We start from the raw sequence: 15053 nt of genomic DNA, 5'->3' as shown, positions 1-15053 counted from the left end.
CGGGTCTGGCGGGTCGCGCCGGGGCACGGCTAGGGTCGGGACGAACCCCGATCGCACCCACGTGCTGGAGGATCCATGTCGCACCGCCGCAGCACCCTCGCCGTTCTCGGCGCCGCGGGCCTCGCCCTCGCCGTCGCCACTGCCCCCGCCGTCGCCTCCGCCGCACCGGGCGAGCCCGGCGCACCCCGGTACAGCGCCGGCTCCGACGGTGCGGGCGACCCGTACTTCCCGCTCGCGGGCAACGGCGGCATCGACCTCGTGCACCTCGGACTCGACCTCGACTACACCCCGCCCGCACCCGAGCCGGCCCCGCTCGAAGGGCAGCTCGACGGCGTCGCGACGATCGACCTGCGCGCGACGCAGGACCTCGACCGGTTCGACCTCGACCTCCGTGGGCTCACGGCGACGACGGTCACGGTCGACGGTCACGCCGCGCGATTCGAGCAGACCGACAACGAACTCGTGATCACCCCGCGGCCGAAGCTGAAGCGCGGGCACGACGCCCGCGTCGTCGTCGAGTACGGCGGCACGACGACGAGGCCCACCGACATCGAAGGCGCGCTCTACGGCTGGGTGACGACCCGCGACGGCGCCATGGTCGTGTCGGAGCCCGACGGCGCCGCGACCTGGTTCCCGGTCAGCGACCACCCGACCGACAAGGCCGCCTACGACTTCGAGATCACGGTCCCCGAGGGGCTCGTCGCCGTCGCGAACGGCAGCCTCACCGGGTCGGACACGGCCGACGGTCGCACCACCTGGACGTGGCACGCTCCCGACCCGATGGCGGCGTACCTGGCCACCGCGAGCGTCGGCGACTACGTGCTCGACGACTACACGACCGCCGACGGCCTCCGCATCATCGACGCCGTCGACCCGGCGCTCCCGGCGTCCGCGTCGGCCGCGCTCGCGCTCACGCCGCAGATGATCGACTTCTTCGACGACCGCTTCGGGCCGTACCCGTTCGTCGCGTACGGCGCGATCGTCGACGACGACTCGGTCGGCTACGCGCTCGAGACCCAGACCCGCTCGTTCTTCTCGCGCCGCGCCGGCGAGGGCACCGTCGCGCACGAGCTCGCCCACCAGTGGATGGGCGACCACGTGAGCCCCGGCCGCTGGGCCGACATCTGGCTCAACGAGGGCTGGGCGACGTACGCGTCCTGGATGTGGGCCGAGCACCAGGGTCGCGCCACCGCCGACGAGAGCTTCGACGAGGTGATGTCGATTCCGGCCGACGACGAGTTCTGGAGCCTCGTCGTCGCCGATCCGCAGCCGCTCGGCCTGTTCGCCGACCCCGTCTACGACCGCGGCGCCGCGACGCTGCACGCCCTGCGCGTCGAGATCGGCGACGACGCCTTCTTCGAGCTCGCGACGGAGTGGGTCGACCGCTACGGAGGAGGCAGCGCGACGACGGCCGACTTCACGGCGCTCGCCGAGGAGGTCTCGGGGGCCGACCTCGACACCCTCTTCGCAGCGTGGCTCTTCACACCCCAGAAGCCGACGACCTGGTAGGCCGGTCGGTCAGGCCCCGTCGCCCTCCGAGGCGCGACGGCGCGCCGCATCGGCTTCACGAGCGGCACGGCGCGCGGCATCCTGCGCCTCGCCGTACGTGAGGCCCTGCGGTTCGTCACCCTGGCCTGTTGCCGAGCCGGATGTCTCGTCGCCGGCGCCCGTCGTCGCATCGCCGTCGCGCGGCGTCGGAGCCGGCGCGGCAGGCGGGGCCGACGCGGGCGTCGGGGTCGGTGCGGTCGGCGCCGCCGCGGCCGGGACCGCAGGGGCGACGTCGCTCGCGGTGCCGAGCAGGTTGCGCGCCCGGGCGACGTGCGACGGATCGGTGATGATGATCGCGTAGCGCCTTGCGAGCACCTGGATGTTCGACGTGAAGTCGCGACGGCGCCGGTTCACGGAGTACGTGACGACGCTGAAGATCATGCCGAACCCGGCACCGATGAGCACGGCGGCGCCGAGGATGCCGAGCGAGGCGCCGCTGGGCGCGAAGATGAAGAACAGCAACCCGAGGAAGAGGCCGAACCACGCCCCCGAGATCGCGCCGGCGCCGGCGGCCCGGCTCCACGTGAGCCGTCCGGTGATGCGCTCGACCGTCGTCAGGTCGGTGCCGATGATCGCCAGTTCCTTCACGGGGAACTCGGCCTTCGACAGGCGGTCGACGGCGTCTTGCGCCTCGGCGTAGGTCTCGAAGCCCGCGACCGTCTCGCCCTTCGGCATGGTCGGGAGCTCGCGGCCCGCGCGGCCGCCGAACGGCGTCTGGTTCGTCACCCGGCCATTGTCCCACGATGCGGGCCGGGTCGCCCGGATGGCGCCGCCGCCGAGGCATCCGGGGGCTAAGTTTGTAGCGTGAGCGCCACGAGAGTCTTCGTCGCCCGACTCGCCGGGTGCGCCGTCTTCGACCCCAACGGCGATCGAGTGGGCAAGGTGCGCGACGTCCTCGTCGTGTACCGCAAGAGCGACCCGCCGCGCGTGGTCGGGCTCATCGTCGAGATCCCGGGCAAGCGCCGCGTCTTCGTCTCGATCGGGCGCGTCACCTCGATCGGCGGCGGCCAGATCATCACGACGGGCCTCATCAACCTTCGCCGCTTCGAGCAGCGCGGCGGCGAGGTGCGCGTGATCGCCGAGATGCTCGGTCGCAAGGTCGGCTTCAACGACGGCTCGGGCACGGCCACCATCGAGGACGTCGCGATCGAGGAGCAGGAGCCCGGCGAGTGGGAGGTCGACCAGCTGTTCGTGCGTCGCCCCAAGGGCGCCTCGCCGTTCTCGAAGGGGCAGTCGGCGTACGTCACCTGGCGCGAGGTTCGCGAGCAGGTCGCGAAGGGCGAGGCCCAGTCGGCCGAACAGCTCATCGCGACGTACTCCGAGCTGAAGCCCGCCGACCTCGCTTCGACGCTGCTCGACCTGCCGGCGCAGCGCCGGCAGGAGGTCGCCGAGGAGCTGCCCGACGACCGTCTCGCCGACGTGCTGGAGGAGATGCCCGAGTCCGATCAGGTCGACATCCTCGCCGGTCTCGGCGACGACCGCGCGGCCGACGTGCTCGACCACATGCAGCCCGACGACGCGGCCGACCTCATCGCACAGCTGCCCGAAGAGCGCGGCGAGCACCTGCTCGAGCTGATGGAGCCCGAAGAGGCAGAAGACGTGCGGTTCCTGCTGTCGTACGGCCCCGACACGGCCGGCGGCCTCATGACGACCGAGCCGATCATCGTCTCGGCCGACGCGACCGTCGCCGAGGGGCTCGCGCTCATCCGCCGGCACGACCTGCCGCCCGCGCTCGGCGCGGCGGTCTGCGTCACGCTGCCGCCGTACGAGCCGCCGACGGGCCGGTTCCTCGGCATCGTGCACTTCCAGCGGATGCTGCGCTACCCGCCGCACGAGCGGCTCGGCACCCTCATCGACCAGGGCCTCGAACCCGTGACCGCCGACACCTCGGCCGCCGAGGTCAGCCGCATCCTCGCGAGCTACGACCTCGTCTCGGTGCCGGTGGTCGACGAGAAGCATCGACTCGTCGGGGTGGTGACGATTGACGACGTGCTCGACTACCTGCTGCCCGATGACTGGCGAAGTCACCCCGAGGAGGACGAGCTGGCCAAGCGCAGCACGGCGCGGGCGCAGCTGACGACGGGAAGCATCCCGATCCCATACGGAAGGAGGGGCGCAGATGGCACGCGCTGAGTCGGAAGACCGTCGATTCGACACGCCGAAGGGCATCCGCCGCACCGCCACCTTCCGCGGTTCGGGCGACAGCGACCGCTTCGGCCGCTTCACCGAGTGGGTGGCCCGCGGCATGGGCACGCCCGGCTTCCTCGTCGGGCTGTCGGTGTTCGCGATCGGCTGGATGGCGTGGAACACCTTCGCTCCCTCCGCCTGGCGCTTCGATGACATCGCGATCGGCTTCACGGCGCTCACCCTCATGCTCTCGCTGCAGGCGTCGTACGCGGCACCGCTGATCCTGCTCGCGCAGAACCGGCAGGACGACCGCGACCGCGTGCAGATCGAGCAGGACCGGCAGCGCGCCGAGCGCAACCTCGCCGACACCGAGTACCTCGCACGCGAGGTGGTCGCCCTGCGACTCGCCGTGAAGGAGCTCGCGTCGAAGGAGTTCATCCGCTCCGAGCTGCGCGCGATGCTCGACGAGCTCGACCGCCGCGACGAGGAGGAATCCGAACATGCTGGCTGACGCCGCCTCGGGCGACGCGGCGCTGCTCGAGGAGGCGGTGCGGCGCGTGCTCGCCTCCGTCATCGACCCCGAGATCCGCAAGCCCGTCACCGAACTCGACATGGTCGACCGCGTGGTCGCCCGCGAGGGCGGTCGCGTCGAGGTCGGCATCCGGCTGACGATCGTCGGGTGTCCCGCATCGGATCGCATCGAACGCGACGTGCGCCAGGCGGCCGAGTCGATCGTCGGGGCCGGCAACGCCGACGTGGAGCTCTCGGTCATGACGCCCGAGCAGCGGGCCGCCCTCACCGAACGCCTTCGCGGCGGCCGCGCCGCCCGCGGCAATCCGTTCGGCCCCGGCACCCTGACGAAGGTGCTCGCGGTCACGAGCGGCAAGGGCGGCGTCGGCAAGTCGACCGTCACGGCGAACCTCGCCGTCGCCCTCGCGGCGCGCGGGCTCGCGGTCGGGCTCATCGACGCCGACGTGCACGGGTTCTCGATCCCGGGCCTCCTCGGCCTCGTCGACGACGACGGCCTCGCCGCCCGGCCGACCCGGGTCGACGAGATGATCCTGCCGCCCGTCGCGCACGGCGTGAAGGTCATCTCGATCGGCATGTTCATCGAGCCGGCCGAGCCCGGGGCGCGCGCCTCGTCGACGGCCGTCGCCTGGCGCGGGCCGATGCTGCACCGCACGCTCTCGCAGTTCCTCACCGACGTGTACTTCGGCGACCTCGACGTGCTGCTCGTCGACCTTCCGCCCGGGACGGGCGACATCGCCATCTCGCTCGGCCAGCTGCTGCCGAACGCCGAGGTCGTCGTCGTCACGACGCCGCAGGCCGCCGCGGCCGACGTCGCCGAGCGATCGGGCGTCGTCGCGCGCCAGACCGGCCAGCGCATCGTCGGCGTGATCGAGAACATGGCGGGCCTCGTGCAGCCCGACGGGCAGGTGCTCGAGCTCTTCGGGTCGGGCGGCGGCGAGCTCGTCGCCGAGCGGCTCTCGGCCGGTCAGCCCGAGCCCGTGCCGCTGCTCGCGAGCGTGCCCCTCAGCATGGCGCTTCGCCAGGGCGGCGACGACGGCGTGCCCGTCGTCGTGTCGGCGCCCGACGACCCGGCCGCGCGCGCGATCGAGGCGGTCGCCGCACGCCTGGCCGGGATGCCTCGCGACCTCGCGGGCCGCCGCCTCGACGTCTCGGTGCGCTGAGCGCGAGCCGCTGGTCGACGAGCGCGCGCTCGGCCGACGGACACGTCACCGCTGAGGACAAGCTGCCCGCATCACGGCGAAACCGGAGAAGACGTCCTGAGCGGCGCGCTCGCTCCTGAAACGGGTGGACGGATCAGGTCGGCTCGACGACCCGTGCGAGCAGCTCGATGAGCAGGCGCTCGGTGAGCGACCCGGGCAGGGCCTCGACGAGCGCGAGCACGGGCGCGAGCCGGTCGGGCAGCGCCCCCTCGCCGCCGAGGAGCCCTGCGGCCGAGAGCACCGCGGCCGCGGCATCCGAGTCGAGCGAAGCGGCGAACAGGTCGAAGGCCGCCGCGTCGGTCCCGCCTGCATCGAGCAACGCTCCCCCGACCCCGCCGGGCAGGGCCTCCGCGAGCCCGGCGAGCGCGACCCGGCCGTCGATGCGCGGGATGCCGCGCACCTCGTCGGCCGCCGCCACGAGCGCCGGAACGAGTTCGGGCAGCACCCGCTCCGTGACCGGGGTGACCGTCAGGTGGGTCGTGTGCGGCAGTCGGGTGCCGTCGGCCTGGGCGAGTCCGGGCTGCAACTGCAGCTGCCAGCCGGCCTCGCGCGCGGCATCCGCCCAGTGGTGCGGGTCGACCCGCGACGTGACCGGAGCCGCCTCGTCGGCGGCGACCGCGAGCAGCGGCCCCACGGGCTCGCCGACGACGCGCAGGCCCTCGATGCCGTCGATCGCGGCGCGCAGCTCCGCGGTCGCACGCGCCGTCTGCGCGGTCAGGTCGCGGAAGCCGGGCTCGCCCAGCGCCTCGATGATCGCCCACGCCGCCGCGAGCGGCCCGGCCGGCTTCGAGCCCGTCATCGTGGGGTTCACGACCGGGTAGCCGGGCCAGCCGGTGGTCGCGAAGTACTGGCGGCGCTGGCGGTCGCGTCCGCGCGTGAGCAGCACCGAGGCGCCCTTCGGCGCGTAGCCGTACTTGTGCAGGTCGGCCGAGATGCTCGTGACGCCGGGCACCGACAGGTTCCAGGCGGGCAGCGGCTCGGGCCAGAAGGCGAGCGCGAATCCGCCGATGCAGGCGTCGACGTGGAGGGCGATGCCGCGGGCGGCGGTGATCGCGGCGACGTCGGCGACGGGGTCGAGGCTCGCGAACGGATAGGAGGGCGCACTCACCACAACGAGCGCGACGTCGTCACCCAGGCGCTCCTCGATCGCCGACGGCGCGAGGGTGCCGGTCTCCGGGTCGACGGGAACGAGGTCGAGCTCGAGGCCGAAGTAGTGGGCCGCCTTGTGGAACGCGGCGTGCACCGTGACGGGCGCGACGACGCGGGGCACCCGCGGCGAGCCGATCCGTGCGGCGCGCCAGGCGTCGCGGGCGGACTTCACTGCGAGCAGGCAGCTCTCGGTGCCGCCGGACGTCACCGAGCCGACGACAACCTCGCCGTCGGCGCCGCCGCCGTCGCCCCCGCCGAGCACGCGCCGGGCGAAGCCGACGACGGCGCGCTCCATCGCGGCGACGGAGCCGAACGTGGTCGGGTCGAGCCCGTTGACGGGTTGCACCCGCCGGGCGGCGCGGCCGGCGAGCTCGTCGAGTTCGTCGAGGCCCGAGTCGTACACGTACGACAGCACGCGGCCGCCGTGGGTGGGCGCGTCGGCGGCGCGCAGCGCGTCGAGCTCGCGCAGGATCTCGGATGCCTCGCGGCGGAACCCGATCATCGGGTGCTCCCTTCGGTGGTGCCGGCGGCACCGGTCGTTCCGGGGTCGCCGGCGATGCCGGCGAGGGCCGCGACGTCATGATCCACGTCGGCGCGGCGCAGCGGGTAGGCGCGCAGCACGACGACGCTGACCGCGACGAGCAGCGCGGGCACGAGGCTGAACGAGAGCGCGATGCCCGCGACCGCCGCCGCCGACTGCTCGACCGTCTCGGCGCCCCTCGACTCGAGGTAGCCGGTCGCGGCGAGCATGAGGGTGAGCAGCGTGGCGCCGAGCGCCATGCCGGCGGTCTCGCCCGCGGTCCACACGCCGCCGAAGCTGCCGGCGTTGTCGCGTCCGGTCCGCCGGGCGTCGTGCGAGATGACGTCGGGCAGCATCGCCATGGGCAGCGACTGCATGCCGGCGTAGGCGGCGCCCGCGACCGCGACGGGCAGGTACACCCAGGGGCCGGGCGCCCAGACGAGCAGGACCATGCTGAGGGCCGCGAGCGCGAACACGATGCTCGCGACGCGGAAGCCGCGCTCCTTGCCGACGCGGCGGGCGAGCCGCCCCCAGAGCGGGGCGAAGAACAACGCCGGGGCGATGAGCGCGACGAAGAGCAGCGTGACCGCGGTCTCGGACTCGAGCACCCACGTCGCCACGAACTGGGCACCCGCGAGCATGAGCCCGGTCGCGAGCCCCTGCAGCACGAACACCGCGAGCAGCACGCGGAACGGCAGGCTGCGACGCAGCGCGCGCAGTCCCTCGCGGTACCCGCCCTCGGCCGACACCGCCGACGCCCGCTGCTGCGATCGGCCGAGGGCCGCGGCATCCGCCCGCTTCGCCGTGCCCGCGGCGATCAGCATGCCGACGCCGATGACGACGCCCGCGACGATCGCCATCACGAGGTAGCCGGTCGCCTCGTCGTCGAACGCGTTGCGGATCTCGGGCCCGCCGGCTCCGAACAGCAGGATCGCGAGGGTGAGCACGACGACCCGCCACGTCAGCAGTCGGGTGCGCTCGTCGTAGTCGCCGGTGAGTTCGGCGGGCAGCGCGATGTACGGCACCTGGAAGAGGCTGAACGCGGTCGCGGTCGCGAGGAACGCGACGAACACCCACACCCCGGACGCCCCGGGTGCGACGCCCGCCGGCACCGCGAACGTGAGTGCGAAGCCCACGGGCAGGGCGATCGCGCCGACGAGCATCCACGTGCGGCGGGTGCCGGTGCGCACGAGCGCCCGGTCGCTGCGCGCGCCGATCCACGGGTCGATGACGACGTCCCACACCTTCGCGGCGGTGACCACGAGACCGGCGATGAGGGCGCTCACCCCGAGCGTGTCGGTGAGGTAGTAGACGAGGACGAGTCCGGGCAGCGTCGCGAACCCGCCGGTGCCGAGCGAACCGATCGCGTAGCGGGCGACGACGCCACGGGACAACGCGCCTCGGGACTGGGGACGCTCCGCTGCGGTCATGGGGGAAGTGTACTCACACGGCGGCGAAGTGGGTCACTTGACCTAGACTGTGCGCATGCGCGCCCAGACCGCCTCCCCCGACCTGTTCCGCAGCCTGACCGACGACGTCGTCGCGTCGGGCGCGGAGACCACCGCCGTGCCGACGCCCACCACGGGCGAGGTGCTGCACGATCTGCCCCGCTCGAGCGCCGACGACGTGCACGACGCCGTCGACCGGGCACGGCTCGCCCAGCTCGCGTGGGCCCGCGCCGGCTTCGCGGAGCGCCGCCGCGTGCTGCTCGCCGCGCACGACCTGCTGCTGGAGCGACGCGACGAACTGCTCGACCTCATCCAGCTCGAGAGCGGCAAGACCAGGGGGCAGGCGTTCGAGGAGATCTTCGAGGCCGCGTCGGTCACCCGCTACAACGCGATCGCGGCCCGCAGGGTGCTGCGCGGTCGTCCCGTCCGTTCCGGCATCCCGACCGTCGCGACCTCGCGCGTGCGCTTCGCACCCAAGGGCGTCGTCGGTGTCATCACGCCGTGGAACTACGCGCTCAGCCTCGCCGCCATGGACGTGGTGCCCGCCCTCGCCGCCGGTTGCGGCGTCGTGCAGAAGGCCGACGACCAGGGAGCACTGTCGATCCTCGCGCTGCGTCGCGCGTACATCGACGCGGGCGTGCCCGAAGCCCTCTGGGCGGTCGTGACGGGCGATGCGGCCGAGGTCGGTGAGGCGCTCACCGACACCGTCGACTACATCTGCTTCACGGGCTCGACGGCGACGGGACGCAGGATCGCCGAGAAGGCCGGGCGGCGCCTCGTCGGCGCCTCGCTCGAACTCGGCGGCAAGAACGCCCTGCTCGTGCTCGACGACGCCGACCCGGCCCGCGCGGCGGCGAATGCGGCCCACGCCTGCTTCTCGGCGATGGGGCAGCTGTGCGTCTCGATCGAGCGCATCTTCGTCGACCGGAGGATCGCGGGAGACTTCGAGCGCGAGCTCGTCGACCGGCTGCGTACCGCGAAGCTCGGCACGTCGGTCGGCTTCGGCGCCGACTTCGGCTCGCTCGCGAGCGCCGCGCAGCTCGCGCGGGTGCAGGCCCACCTCGACGACGCCGTCGAGAAGGGCGCGACCGTGCTCGTCGGCGGCAAAGCCCGCCCCGACCTCGGCCCGTGGGTGTTCGAGCCCACGATCCTCACGGGCGTGACCCCTGAGATGCGCGTCCACGCCGAGGAGACGTTCGGCGCGATCGCGTCGCTCTACCTCGTGTCGGGCGACGACGAGGCGGTGCTCGCCGCCAACGCGAGCGAGTACGGGCTGAACGCCGCGGTCTTCACCGGATCGACGCGCCGCGGCCACCGCGTCGCCGACGCGCTCGAGGCCGGGAGCGTCAACATCAACGAGGGCTACCGCGGCTCGTTCGCCTCGGTCGCCGCCCCCATGGGCGGCGTGAAGCAGTCGGGCGTGGGCCGACGCAACGGCGAGGCGGGGCTCCTGCGCTTCGTCGAGCCCGTCACGATCTCGCAGGCGGCCGGCCTGCTGCAGTTGCCGCGCACCTCGGCCGAGTACGAGGCGCAGGCGCCGCTGCTGCTGCTCCTGGCGCGGGCGCTCAAGGCCGTGCGCCGCGCCTGACCCGCGCGCGAGCCATCCCGGTCGGTCGTGTCACGAGCGCTTCGGGATGCCTCGGGCACGAGGCATCCCGGCCGATCAGGTGGCCTCGGAGTCGAACGGAGCGGGCTCGCCCGCGCCGAGCGCCTCCCGCTTGCGCTTGCGCTGCAGGTAGGCGGAGTTCTCGTTGACGCCCGCGCGCGCCACGACCGGCGTCGGCGCCGCCTCTTCGGCGAACGGGTCGACGTCGGTGAGCGCCTCGCGGATGATGCGCCGCGGGTCGTACTGGCGCGGGTCGAGCTTCTTCCAGTCGACGTCGTCGAAGTCGGGGCCCATCTCTTCGCGCATGCGGTCTTTCGCGCCGTTGGCCATGTCCCGCAGCGAGCGCACCAGCCGGCCGAGCTGTGCCGCGTAGTGCGGCAGGCGTTCGGGGCCGAGCAGGAAGACGGCGATCACCCCGATGATGAGGAGCTTCTCGAACGTCAGACCGAACACCCCTACAGGATAGTCGGCGGCGAGGCATGCGAACGCCACGCCATCGGCCCCCTAGGCTGGGGTGTCGAGAGAGCCACCAGGGAGCCGAACCGTGTCCGATCACGACCTGAACTGGAAGTACGTCGACGAGTCGGTCGTCGAGTCCGAGCCGATCATCAAGGCGCGTCAGCAGTCGCTCGAGCTCGGGGTCGATCCCGTCTCCCCTGCGGTGGGCGCCCAGCTCGCCGTCATCGCCGCCGCCTCGCGTGCGAGCTCCATCATCGAGGTCGGCACCGGGCTCGGCGTCTCGGGACTCTGGATGCTGCAGACCGCCAGGCACGCGATGCTCACGTCGATCGACACCGAGAACGAGTACCAGCAGCACGCCCGCCAGCACTTCGCCGACGCCGGCATCGCCGCGGCGCGCGTGCGACTCATCGCAGGTCGCGCGAGCGAGGTGCTCCCGCGCATGAACGAGAGCTCGTACGACATCGTGTTCGTCGACGCCGACGCCCCGTCGGTGATCGAGTACGCCGAACACGGCCTCCGCCTCGCAAAGCCCGGCGGCAGCGTGCTCGTGGCGCGCGCCCTCTGGAAGGGCCGCGTCGCCGACCCGGCCAAGCGAGACGAAGCGGCGAGCGCGTTCCGCACGCTCATCACCGAACTCGCCTCGTCGACGGCGGTCGCGACCGCGATCTCGCCCGCCGGCGACGGCCTGCTGCAGATCGTCAAGCTCGGCGCCTGAGCGCCCCTTAACGCCACGAGCCCCGAGAACGCTCTCGGGGCTCGAACAGTGCGTATAACTCAGGCAGGGTTCACGACGCCGCCGAGGACGTCGTAGAGCTCCTTGGCCTCAGCGTCGTTCACCGAGACGACGAGGCGCCCTCCACCCTCGAGCGGCACGCGCACGATGATGAGTCGCCCCTCCTTCACAGCCTCCATAGGCCCGTCTCCGGTGCGTGGCTTCATGGCCGCCATTGAGCTCCCCTTTCGCTGCTGAGATTCCATTATCGGACATCCCGAGCGTTGCTGTGAAATCGCCGCGAAGTTGTGGATGAGCGGTCGACCCTGATTCGCCCCCTGTTCACCGGCGTTTCGCCCACCCCGGATGTCAGGATTCCTGCCCCGATCAGGGAGGCGTCCAGTCGTAGTCGTCGACGCGCCAGACCCCGGCGAGCCACCAGTATTGGAGCGCGATGAGCAGCAGCACGATCGACCACCGGTACCATCGCGCCCTCGGCACCGCGAGCGCACCCACGATCGGGAACAGCGGCGCGAGGATGCGGAACGTCGACGACTGCGGGAAGAACACCGCGAAGAGGTACAGGCCGTAGCTCGCGAGCCAGAACCGGATGTCGACGCCGAGCCGGCGCACCGCAGGCAGGAACAGCATCGCCGCGAACCCGACCGCGAGCACGCCGACGGCGGCGATGCCCACCCAGGCCGGCAGCCCGACCCAGGTCGCCCACCACGCCCCGCCCTGGAACCAGGGCGTGAGCGGCACGAGCTCCTGCCTGCCGATGTACGCCGACCGCCAGGCCAGCTCGGTCTCGGTGTACCCGTCGACCTGCCCGGTCACGCCCCACACGATGAGCGGCCATGCGAACCCCGCGAGCACGGTGAAGAGCCCCACTCCGATCACGACGAGCTGCTCGCGCGGCGGGAACGGGTCGCGGTCGCGGTGCCACCAGCGCCACACGAAGTGCAATCCGAGGGTGAGCGCGAACGCGAGCGCCCCGGGTCGGGTGAACGCCCACGCGAGGACGACCGGTACGAGCCATCCGTACCGTCGATCGACCAGCAGGAGCAGCGCGAGCGCGACCCAGAGGAACCCGAGCGATTCGGCGTACCCGAACTGCATGATCGGCGACACCGGGGCGATCGAGAACAGCACCACGGCGAACAGCGCCCGGTCGGGTTCGAGGAAGCGCGACATGAGCCGGTGCAGGACGAGTGCGGCGCCGTAGCCGGCGGTGACCGCGACGATGACGGCCGCGAGCTTCCACGGCAGGCCGAGCAGGGTCGCGGCCTCGGTCGCGCCCGGGTAGAGCGGCAGGAATGCCCACGCGTTCTCAGCCACGTGGCCGTCGTCGGCGAGCGGCAGCTCGCGCGGATAGCCGCCGATGCCGATGATCTCGTACCAGCGGGCGTCCCACAGGCTCGCGAAGTCGAGGTAGCCGGGCTTCGCGCCCGTCCAGGAATTGGGCCCCTGCTGCCGCGCCACCTCGATCACCATGATCGTCGTCAGCACCCGGGCGGCGAGGTAGACGAGCGTGACCTTGACCCACCACGGGAGCAGCCGCCAGCGCACGCGCAGCGACCGGCGGGACACCCGGTACGGATCGGGTTCGCGCACCGCCGACCCCGAGTTCACGGAGTCTGCGCTCATGCCCCGGTGAGCCAGGCCCGCAGCGCCCGCTCGGTGTCGAGGATCTGGGCGACCTGCACGCGCTCGTCATCGGCGTGCGCCTTCAAGGGATCGCCCGGGCCGAAGTTCACGGCCGGGATGCCGAGGGCGCTGAAGCGCGCGACATCCGTCCAGCCGTACTTCGGCCGCGCCTCGGCGCCGACCGCGGCGACGAACTGCTGCGCGAGAGGGGCGTCGAGGCCCGGCCGCGCACCCTCGGCACTGTCGACGATGTCGACGTCGAAGCCCTCGAACACGGCGCGGACGAGGGCGGACGCCTCGGCGACGCTGCGGCTCGGAGCGAAGCGGTAGTTCACGGTGAGCACGGCCGAGTCGGGGATGACGTTGCCCGCGACGCCGCCCTCGACGAGCACGGCGTTGAGGCCCTCGCGGTAGGCGAGCCCATCGACCTCGACCGTCTCGGCCTCGTACTCGGCGAGGCGCGTGAGCGCGGGCGCGAGCTTGTGGATCGCGTTGTCGCCGACCCAGCTGCGCGCGGAGTGCGCCCGCAGGCCCGTCGTGCGCACCTCGGCCCGCAGGGTGCCGTTGCAGCCGCCCTCGACCTGCCCGTTCGACGGCTCGCCGAGGATCGCGAAGTCGCCCTCGAACAGCTCGGGGCGATTGCGCGAGAGCCGACCGAGGCCGTTGAGCGAGGCGGCGACCTCTTCGTGGTCGTACCACATCCAGGTGAGGTCGACGATGGGATCGGTGAGCTCGAGGGCGAGCTTCAACTGCACCGCGACGCCGGCCTTCATGTCGACGGTGCCGCGGCCCCACAGGTACTCGACGCCGTCGATCGTCTCGAACCGCGTCGGCAGGTTCTGGTTGATCGGCACCGTGTCGATGTGCCCGGCGATCACGACGCGGCGCTCGCGCCCGAGGTTCGTGCGCGCGACGACCGTGTCGCCGTCGCGGACGACCTCGAGGTGGGATGCCTCGGCGAGCGCCCGCTCGATGAGGTCGGCCAACGGGGTCTCGTCGCCCGAGACGCTGCGGATGTCGCAGATCGCCTGCGTGATGGCGACGGCGTCGGCGGTGAGGTCGAGCGAATCGGGGATCGCGGAGGGCATTCCCCGAGTCTATTCGCGGGTGGTCGGAGGGTCTGCGCGCACGACGACGACTCCTCGCGCCGACGGAGGGCGACGGGCGGATCGGGCTCAGCGTCCGCGAGCGCCGAGCATCGCCGCGTCGGCGGAGTGCGCCGCGTACGCGGCGCCGATCATCGGCGCCTCGTCCGAGAGCTCCGCCCGGATGACCGGGAAGCCCGGTCGGCGGAGCCCCGAGGACAGCGCCGGCTCGAGGAGGTCCCACGAGCGGGCGATCGTCCCGCCGATGATGAGCGCGTCGGCATCGAATCGGGCGAGCGGACCGTCGAGCGCTCGCCCGAGGAACGAGAACGCGTCCTCGAGCACGTCGCGTGCGATCGGATCGCCGCCGCGGGCCAGGTCGGCGATCTCCTTCACGTCGGGCACGGCTTCCGATCGGCCCGTCCTCCGCGAGTAGGCGGCCCTGATGGCCCGGCGCGACATCCGCGCCTCGATGCGCTGCCCCTCGAACTCGAGCAGATGCACCTCGCCGCCCGGAGCGGCGCCGTCGGTCAGTTCACCCGCGACGACCCATCCGGAGCCGACGCCGGTGCCGAGCGTGACGCAGCAGAATCTCGACAGGCCGCGGGCGGCGCCGGCCGCGTACTCGCCGAGTGCGAACGCGTCCGCGTCGTTGACGAACGTGAACGAGCTCGGCTCCGCGTCGAGGGCGTCGGCGAGCCGTGCGCGCAGGTCGATGCCGTACAGCGAGTCGAACTTCCCCACGCCGGTGTACCGCGCGATGCCGGCGGCGAAGTCGAACGGACCGGGCACTGCGACGGCCCAACGCCCCCCGTGCTCGGATCCGAGCACGCGGGCGGCGGCGGCGATGGCGTCGAGGATGTCGTCGGCGCTCCCGCCGGAGTTCAGGGGCCGGGTCAGGTGGGTGCCCCCGACGATCGCACGAGCGGCGAGGTCGATGACGGCGACGGCGACGTGGGTCCCGCCGAGTTCGATGGTCGCTACCCGGTTGCCGGTCACGGTGCTCCTTCCGTCGGCCC

The 15053-nt window shown here is 72.6% G+C and carries 14 protein-coding genes; 6 read left to right on the top strand and 8 right to left on the bottom strand.

Translation table 11 applies throughout. From position 1 onward, the window contains the following. Nucleotides 1-75 precede the first annotated feature (75 nt). Nucleotides 76-1509: a M1 family metallopeptidase gene (locus PX701_RS05305; RefSeq protein WP_275505693.1), complete on the top strand. Its 1434-nt coding sequence runs from the start codon at nucleotides 76-78 to the stop codon at nucleotides 1507-1509. Nucleotides 1510-1518: 9 nt separating this feature from the next. On the opposite strand, the gene PX701_RS05300 is transcribed toward PX701_RS05305, so the two are convergent. After that, entirely contained in the window at nucleotides 1519-2274 is a 756-nt protein-coding gene (locus PX701_RS05300; protein WP_231430528.1) for a YflT domain-containing protein, read from the bottom strand. 78 nt (nucleotides 2275-2352) lie between these two features. On the opposite strand from PX701_RS05300, the gene PX701_RS05295 reads away from it, so the two are divergent. The 3 genes from PX701_RS05295 to PX701_RS05285 are packed head-to-tail and all read left to right on the top strand — an operon-like array spanning nucleotide 2353 to nucleotide 5366. Then, nucleotides 2353-3681: a magnesium transporter MgtE N-terminal domain-containing protein gene (locus PX701_RS05295; RefSeq protein ID WP_231430526.1), complete on the top strand. Its 1329-nt coding sequence runs from the start codon at nucleotides 2353-2355 to the stop codon at nucleotides 3679-3681. After that, nucleotides 3668-4186 carry a DUF1003 domain-containing protein gene (locus PX701_RS05290; protein WP_231430524.1) on the top strand — a complete coding sequence of 173 codons (519 nt, stop codon included), beginning with the start codon at nucleotides 3668-3670 and terminating at the stop codon, nucleotides 4184-4186. Before PX701_RS05295 ends, PX701_RS05290 begins: the two co-directional genes overlap by 14 nt. Beyond that, the gene (locus PX701_RS05285) at nucleotides 4176-5366 is read left to right on the top strand and encodes an Mrp/NBP35 family ATP-binding protein (protein ID WP_275505692.1); all 1191 of its coding nucleotides are present in this window, start codon (nucleotides 4176-4178) and stop codon (nucleotides 5364-5366) included. Before PX701_RS05290 ends, PX701_RS05285 begins: the two co-directional genes overlap by 11 nt. Nucleotides 5367-5499: 133 nt before the next feature. On the opposite strand, the gene PX701_RS05280 is transcribed toward PX701_RS05285, so the two are convergent. Continuing rightward, nucleotides 5500-7056: a pyridoxal phosphate-dependent decarboxylase family protein gene (locus PX701_RS05280; protein ID WP_231430520.1), complete on the bottom strand. Its 1557-nt coding sequence runs from the start codon at nucleotides 7054-7056 to the stop codon at nucleotides 5500-5502. Further along, complete coding sequence (locus PX701_RS05275; RefSeq protein ID WP_275505691.1) at nucleotides 7053-8504, bottom strand: MFS transporter; 1452 nt, start codon at nucleotides 8502-8504, stop codon at nucleotides 7053-7055. Before PX701_RS05275 ends, PX701_RS05280 begins: the two co-directional genes overlap by 4 nt. Before the next feature lie 55 nt (nucleotides 8505-8559). On the opposite strand from PX701_RS05275, the gene PX701_RS05270 reads away from it, so the two are divergent. Next, nucleotides 8560-10110, top strand: coding sequence for a succinic semialdehyde dehydrogenase (locus PX701_RS05270; RefSeq protein WP_275505690.1), 1551 nt, complete (start codon nucleotides 8560-8562; stop codon nucleotides 10108-10110). A gap of 75 nt (nucleotides 10111-10185) precedes the next feature. On the opposite strand, the gene PX701_RS05265 is transcribed toward PX701_RS05270, so the two are convergent. After that, the gene (locus PX701_RS05265) at nucleotides 10186-10581 is read right to left on the bottom strand and encodes a sec-independent translocase (RefSeq protein ID WP_231430515.1); all 396 of its coding nucleotides are present in this window, start codon (nucleotides 10579-10581) and stop codon (nucleotides 10186-10188) included. A gap of 91 nt (nucleotides 10582-10672) precedes the next feature. Here PX701_RS05265 and PX701_RS05260 point away from each other — a divergent pair, with 91 nt between their 5' ends. Beyond that, nucleotides 10673-11305 (top strand): O-methyltransferase, encoded by a 633-nt coding sequence (locus tag PX701_RS05260; protein WP_231430513.1) that lies wholly within the window; start codon nucleotides 10673-10675, stop codon nucleotides 11303-11305. Between the two features lie 59 nt (nucleotides 11306-11364). Here PX701_RS05260 and PX701_RS05255 read toward each other — a convergent pair whose 3' ends face one another. The 4 genes from PX701_RS05255 to PX701_RS05240 form a co-directional block, all read right to left on the bottom strand. After that, nucleotides 11365-11538 carry a DUF3117 domain-containing protein gene (locus PX701_RS05255; protein ID WP_067875042.1) on the bottom strand — a complete coding sequence of 58 codons (174 nt, stop codon included), beginning with the start codon at nucleotides 11536-11538 and terminating at the stop codon, nucleotides 11365-11367. Nucleotides 11539-11689: 151 nt separating this feature from the next. After that, nucleotides 11690-12949 carry a hypothetical protein gene (locus PX701_RS05250; RefSeq protein ID WP_231430512.1) on the bottom strand — a complete coding sequence of 420 codons (1260 nt, stop codon included), beginning with the start codon at nucleotides 12947-12949 and terminating at the stop codon, nucleotides 11690-11692. Beyond that, nucleotides 12946-14037: a succinyl-diaminopimelate desuccinylase gene (dapE, locus tag PX701_RS05245; RefSeq protein WP_275505688.1), complete on the bottom strand. Its 1092-nt coding sequence runs from the start codon at nucleotides 14035-14037 to the stop codon at nucleotides 12946-12948. Before dapE ends, PX701_RS05250 begins: the two co-directional genes overlap by 4 nt. 87 nt (nucleotides 14038-14124) lie before the next feature. Then, a complete protein-coding gene (locus tag PX701_RS05240; protein WP_275505687.1) occupies nucleotides 14125-15033 on the bottom strand; it encodes an ROK family protein in 909 nt (302 codons plus the stop codon). Nucleotides 15034-15053: the final 20 nt, after the last annotated feature.

It is taken from the genome of Agromyces chromiiresistens (assembly GCF_029167465.1).
In the GTDB taxonomy this organism is placed as follows: domain Bacteria; phylum Actinomycetota; class Actinomycetes; order Actinomycetales; family Microbacteriaceae; genus Agromyces; species Agromyces chromiiresistens.
Note: the sequence above shows the minus strand (reverse complement) of the source record. Positions and strands in the feature narration are given on the sequence as shown.

What these genes read in the sequence shown, in the direction of transcription:
- PX701_RS05285 (WP_275505692.1), top strand. Translation starts at nt 4,176, where the DNA reads ATGCTGGCTGACGCCGCCTCGGGCGACGCGGCGCTGCTCGAGGAGGCG.
- PX701_RS05280 (WP_231430520.1), bottom strand. Translation starts at nt 7,056, where the DNA reads ATGATCGGGTTCCGCCGCGAGGCATCCGAGATCCTGCGCGAGCTCGAC.
- PX701_RS05270 (WP_275505690.1), top strand. Translation starts at nt 8,560, where the DNA reads ATGCGCGCCCAGACCGCCTCCCCCGACCTGTTCCGCAGCCTGACCGAC.
- PX701_RS05255 (WP_067875042.1), bottom strand. Translation starts at nt 11,538, where the DNA reads ATGGCGGCCATGAAGCCACGCACCGGAGACGGGCCTATGGAGGCTGTG.
- dapE (WP_275505688.1), bottom strand. Translation starts at nt 14,037, where the DNA reads ATGCCCTCCGCGATCCCCGATTCGCTCGACCTCACCGCCGACGCCGTC.
- PX701_RS05305 (WP_275505693.1), top strand. Translation starts at nt 76, where the DNA reads ATGTCGCACCGCCGCAGCACCCTCGCCGTTCTCGGCGCCGCGGGCCTC.
- PX701_RS05275 (WP_275505691.1), bottom strand. Translation starts at nt 8,504, where the DNA reads ATGACCGCAGCGGAGCGTCCCCAGTCCCGAGGCGCGTTGTCCCGTGGC.
- PX701_RS05290 (WP_231430524.1), top strand. Translation starts at nt 3,668, where the DNA reads ATGGCACGCGCTGAGTCGGAAGACCGTCGATTCGACACGCCGAAGGGC.
- PX701_RS05250 (WP_231430512.1), bottom strand. Translation starts at nt 12,949, where the DNA reads ATGAGCGCAGACTCCGTGAACTCGGGGTCGGCGGTGCGCGAACCCGAT.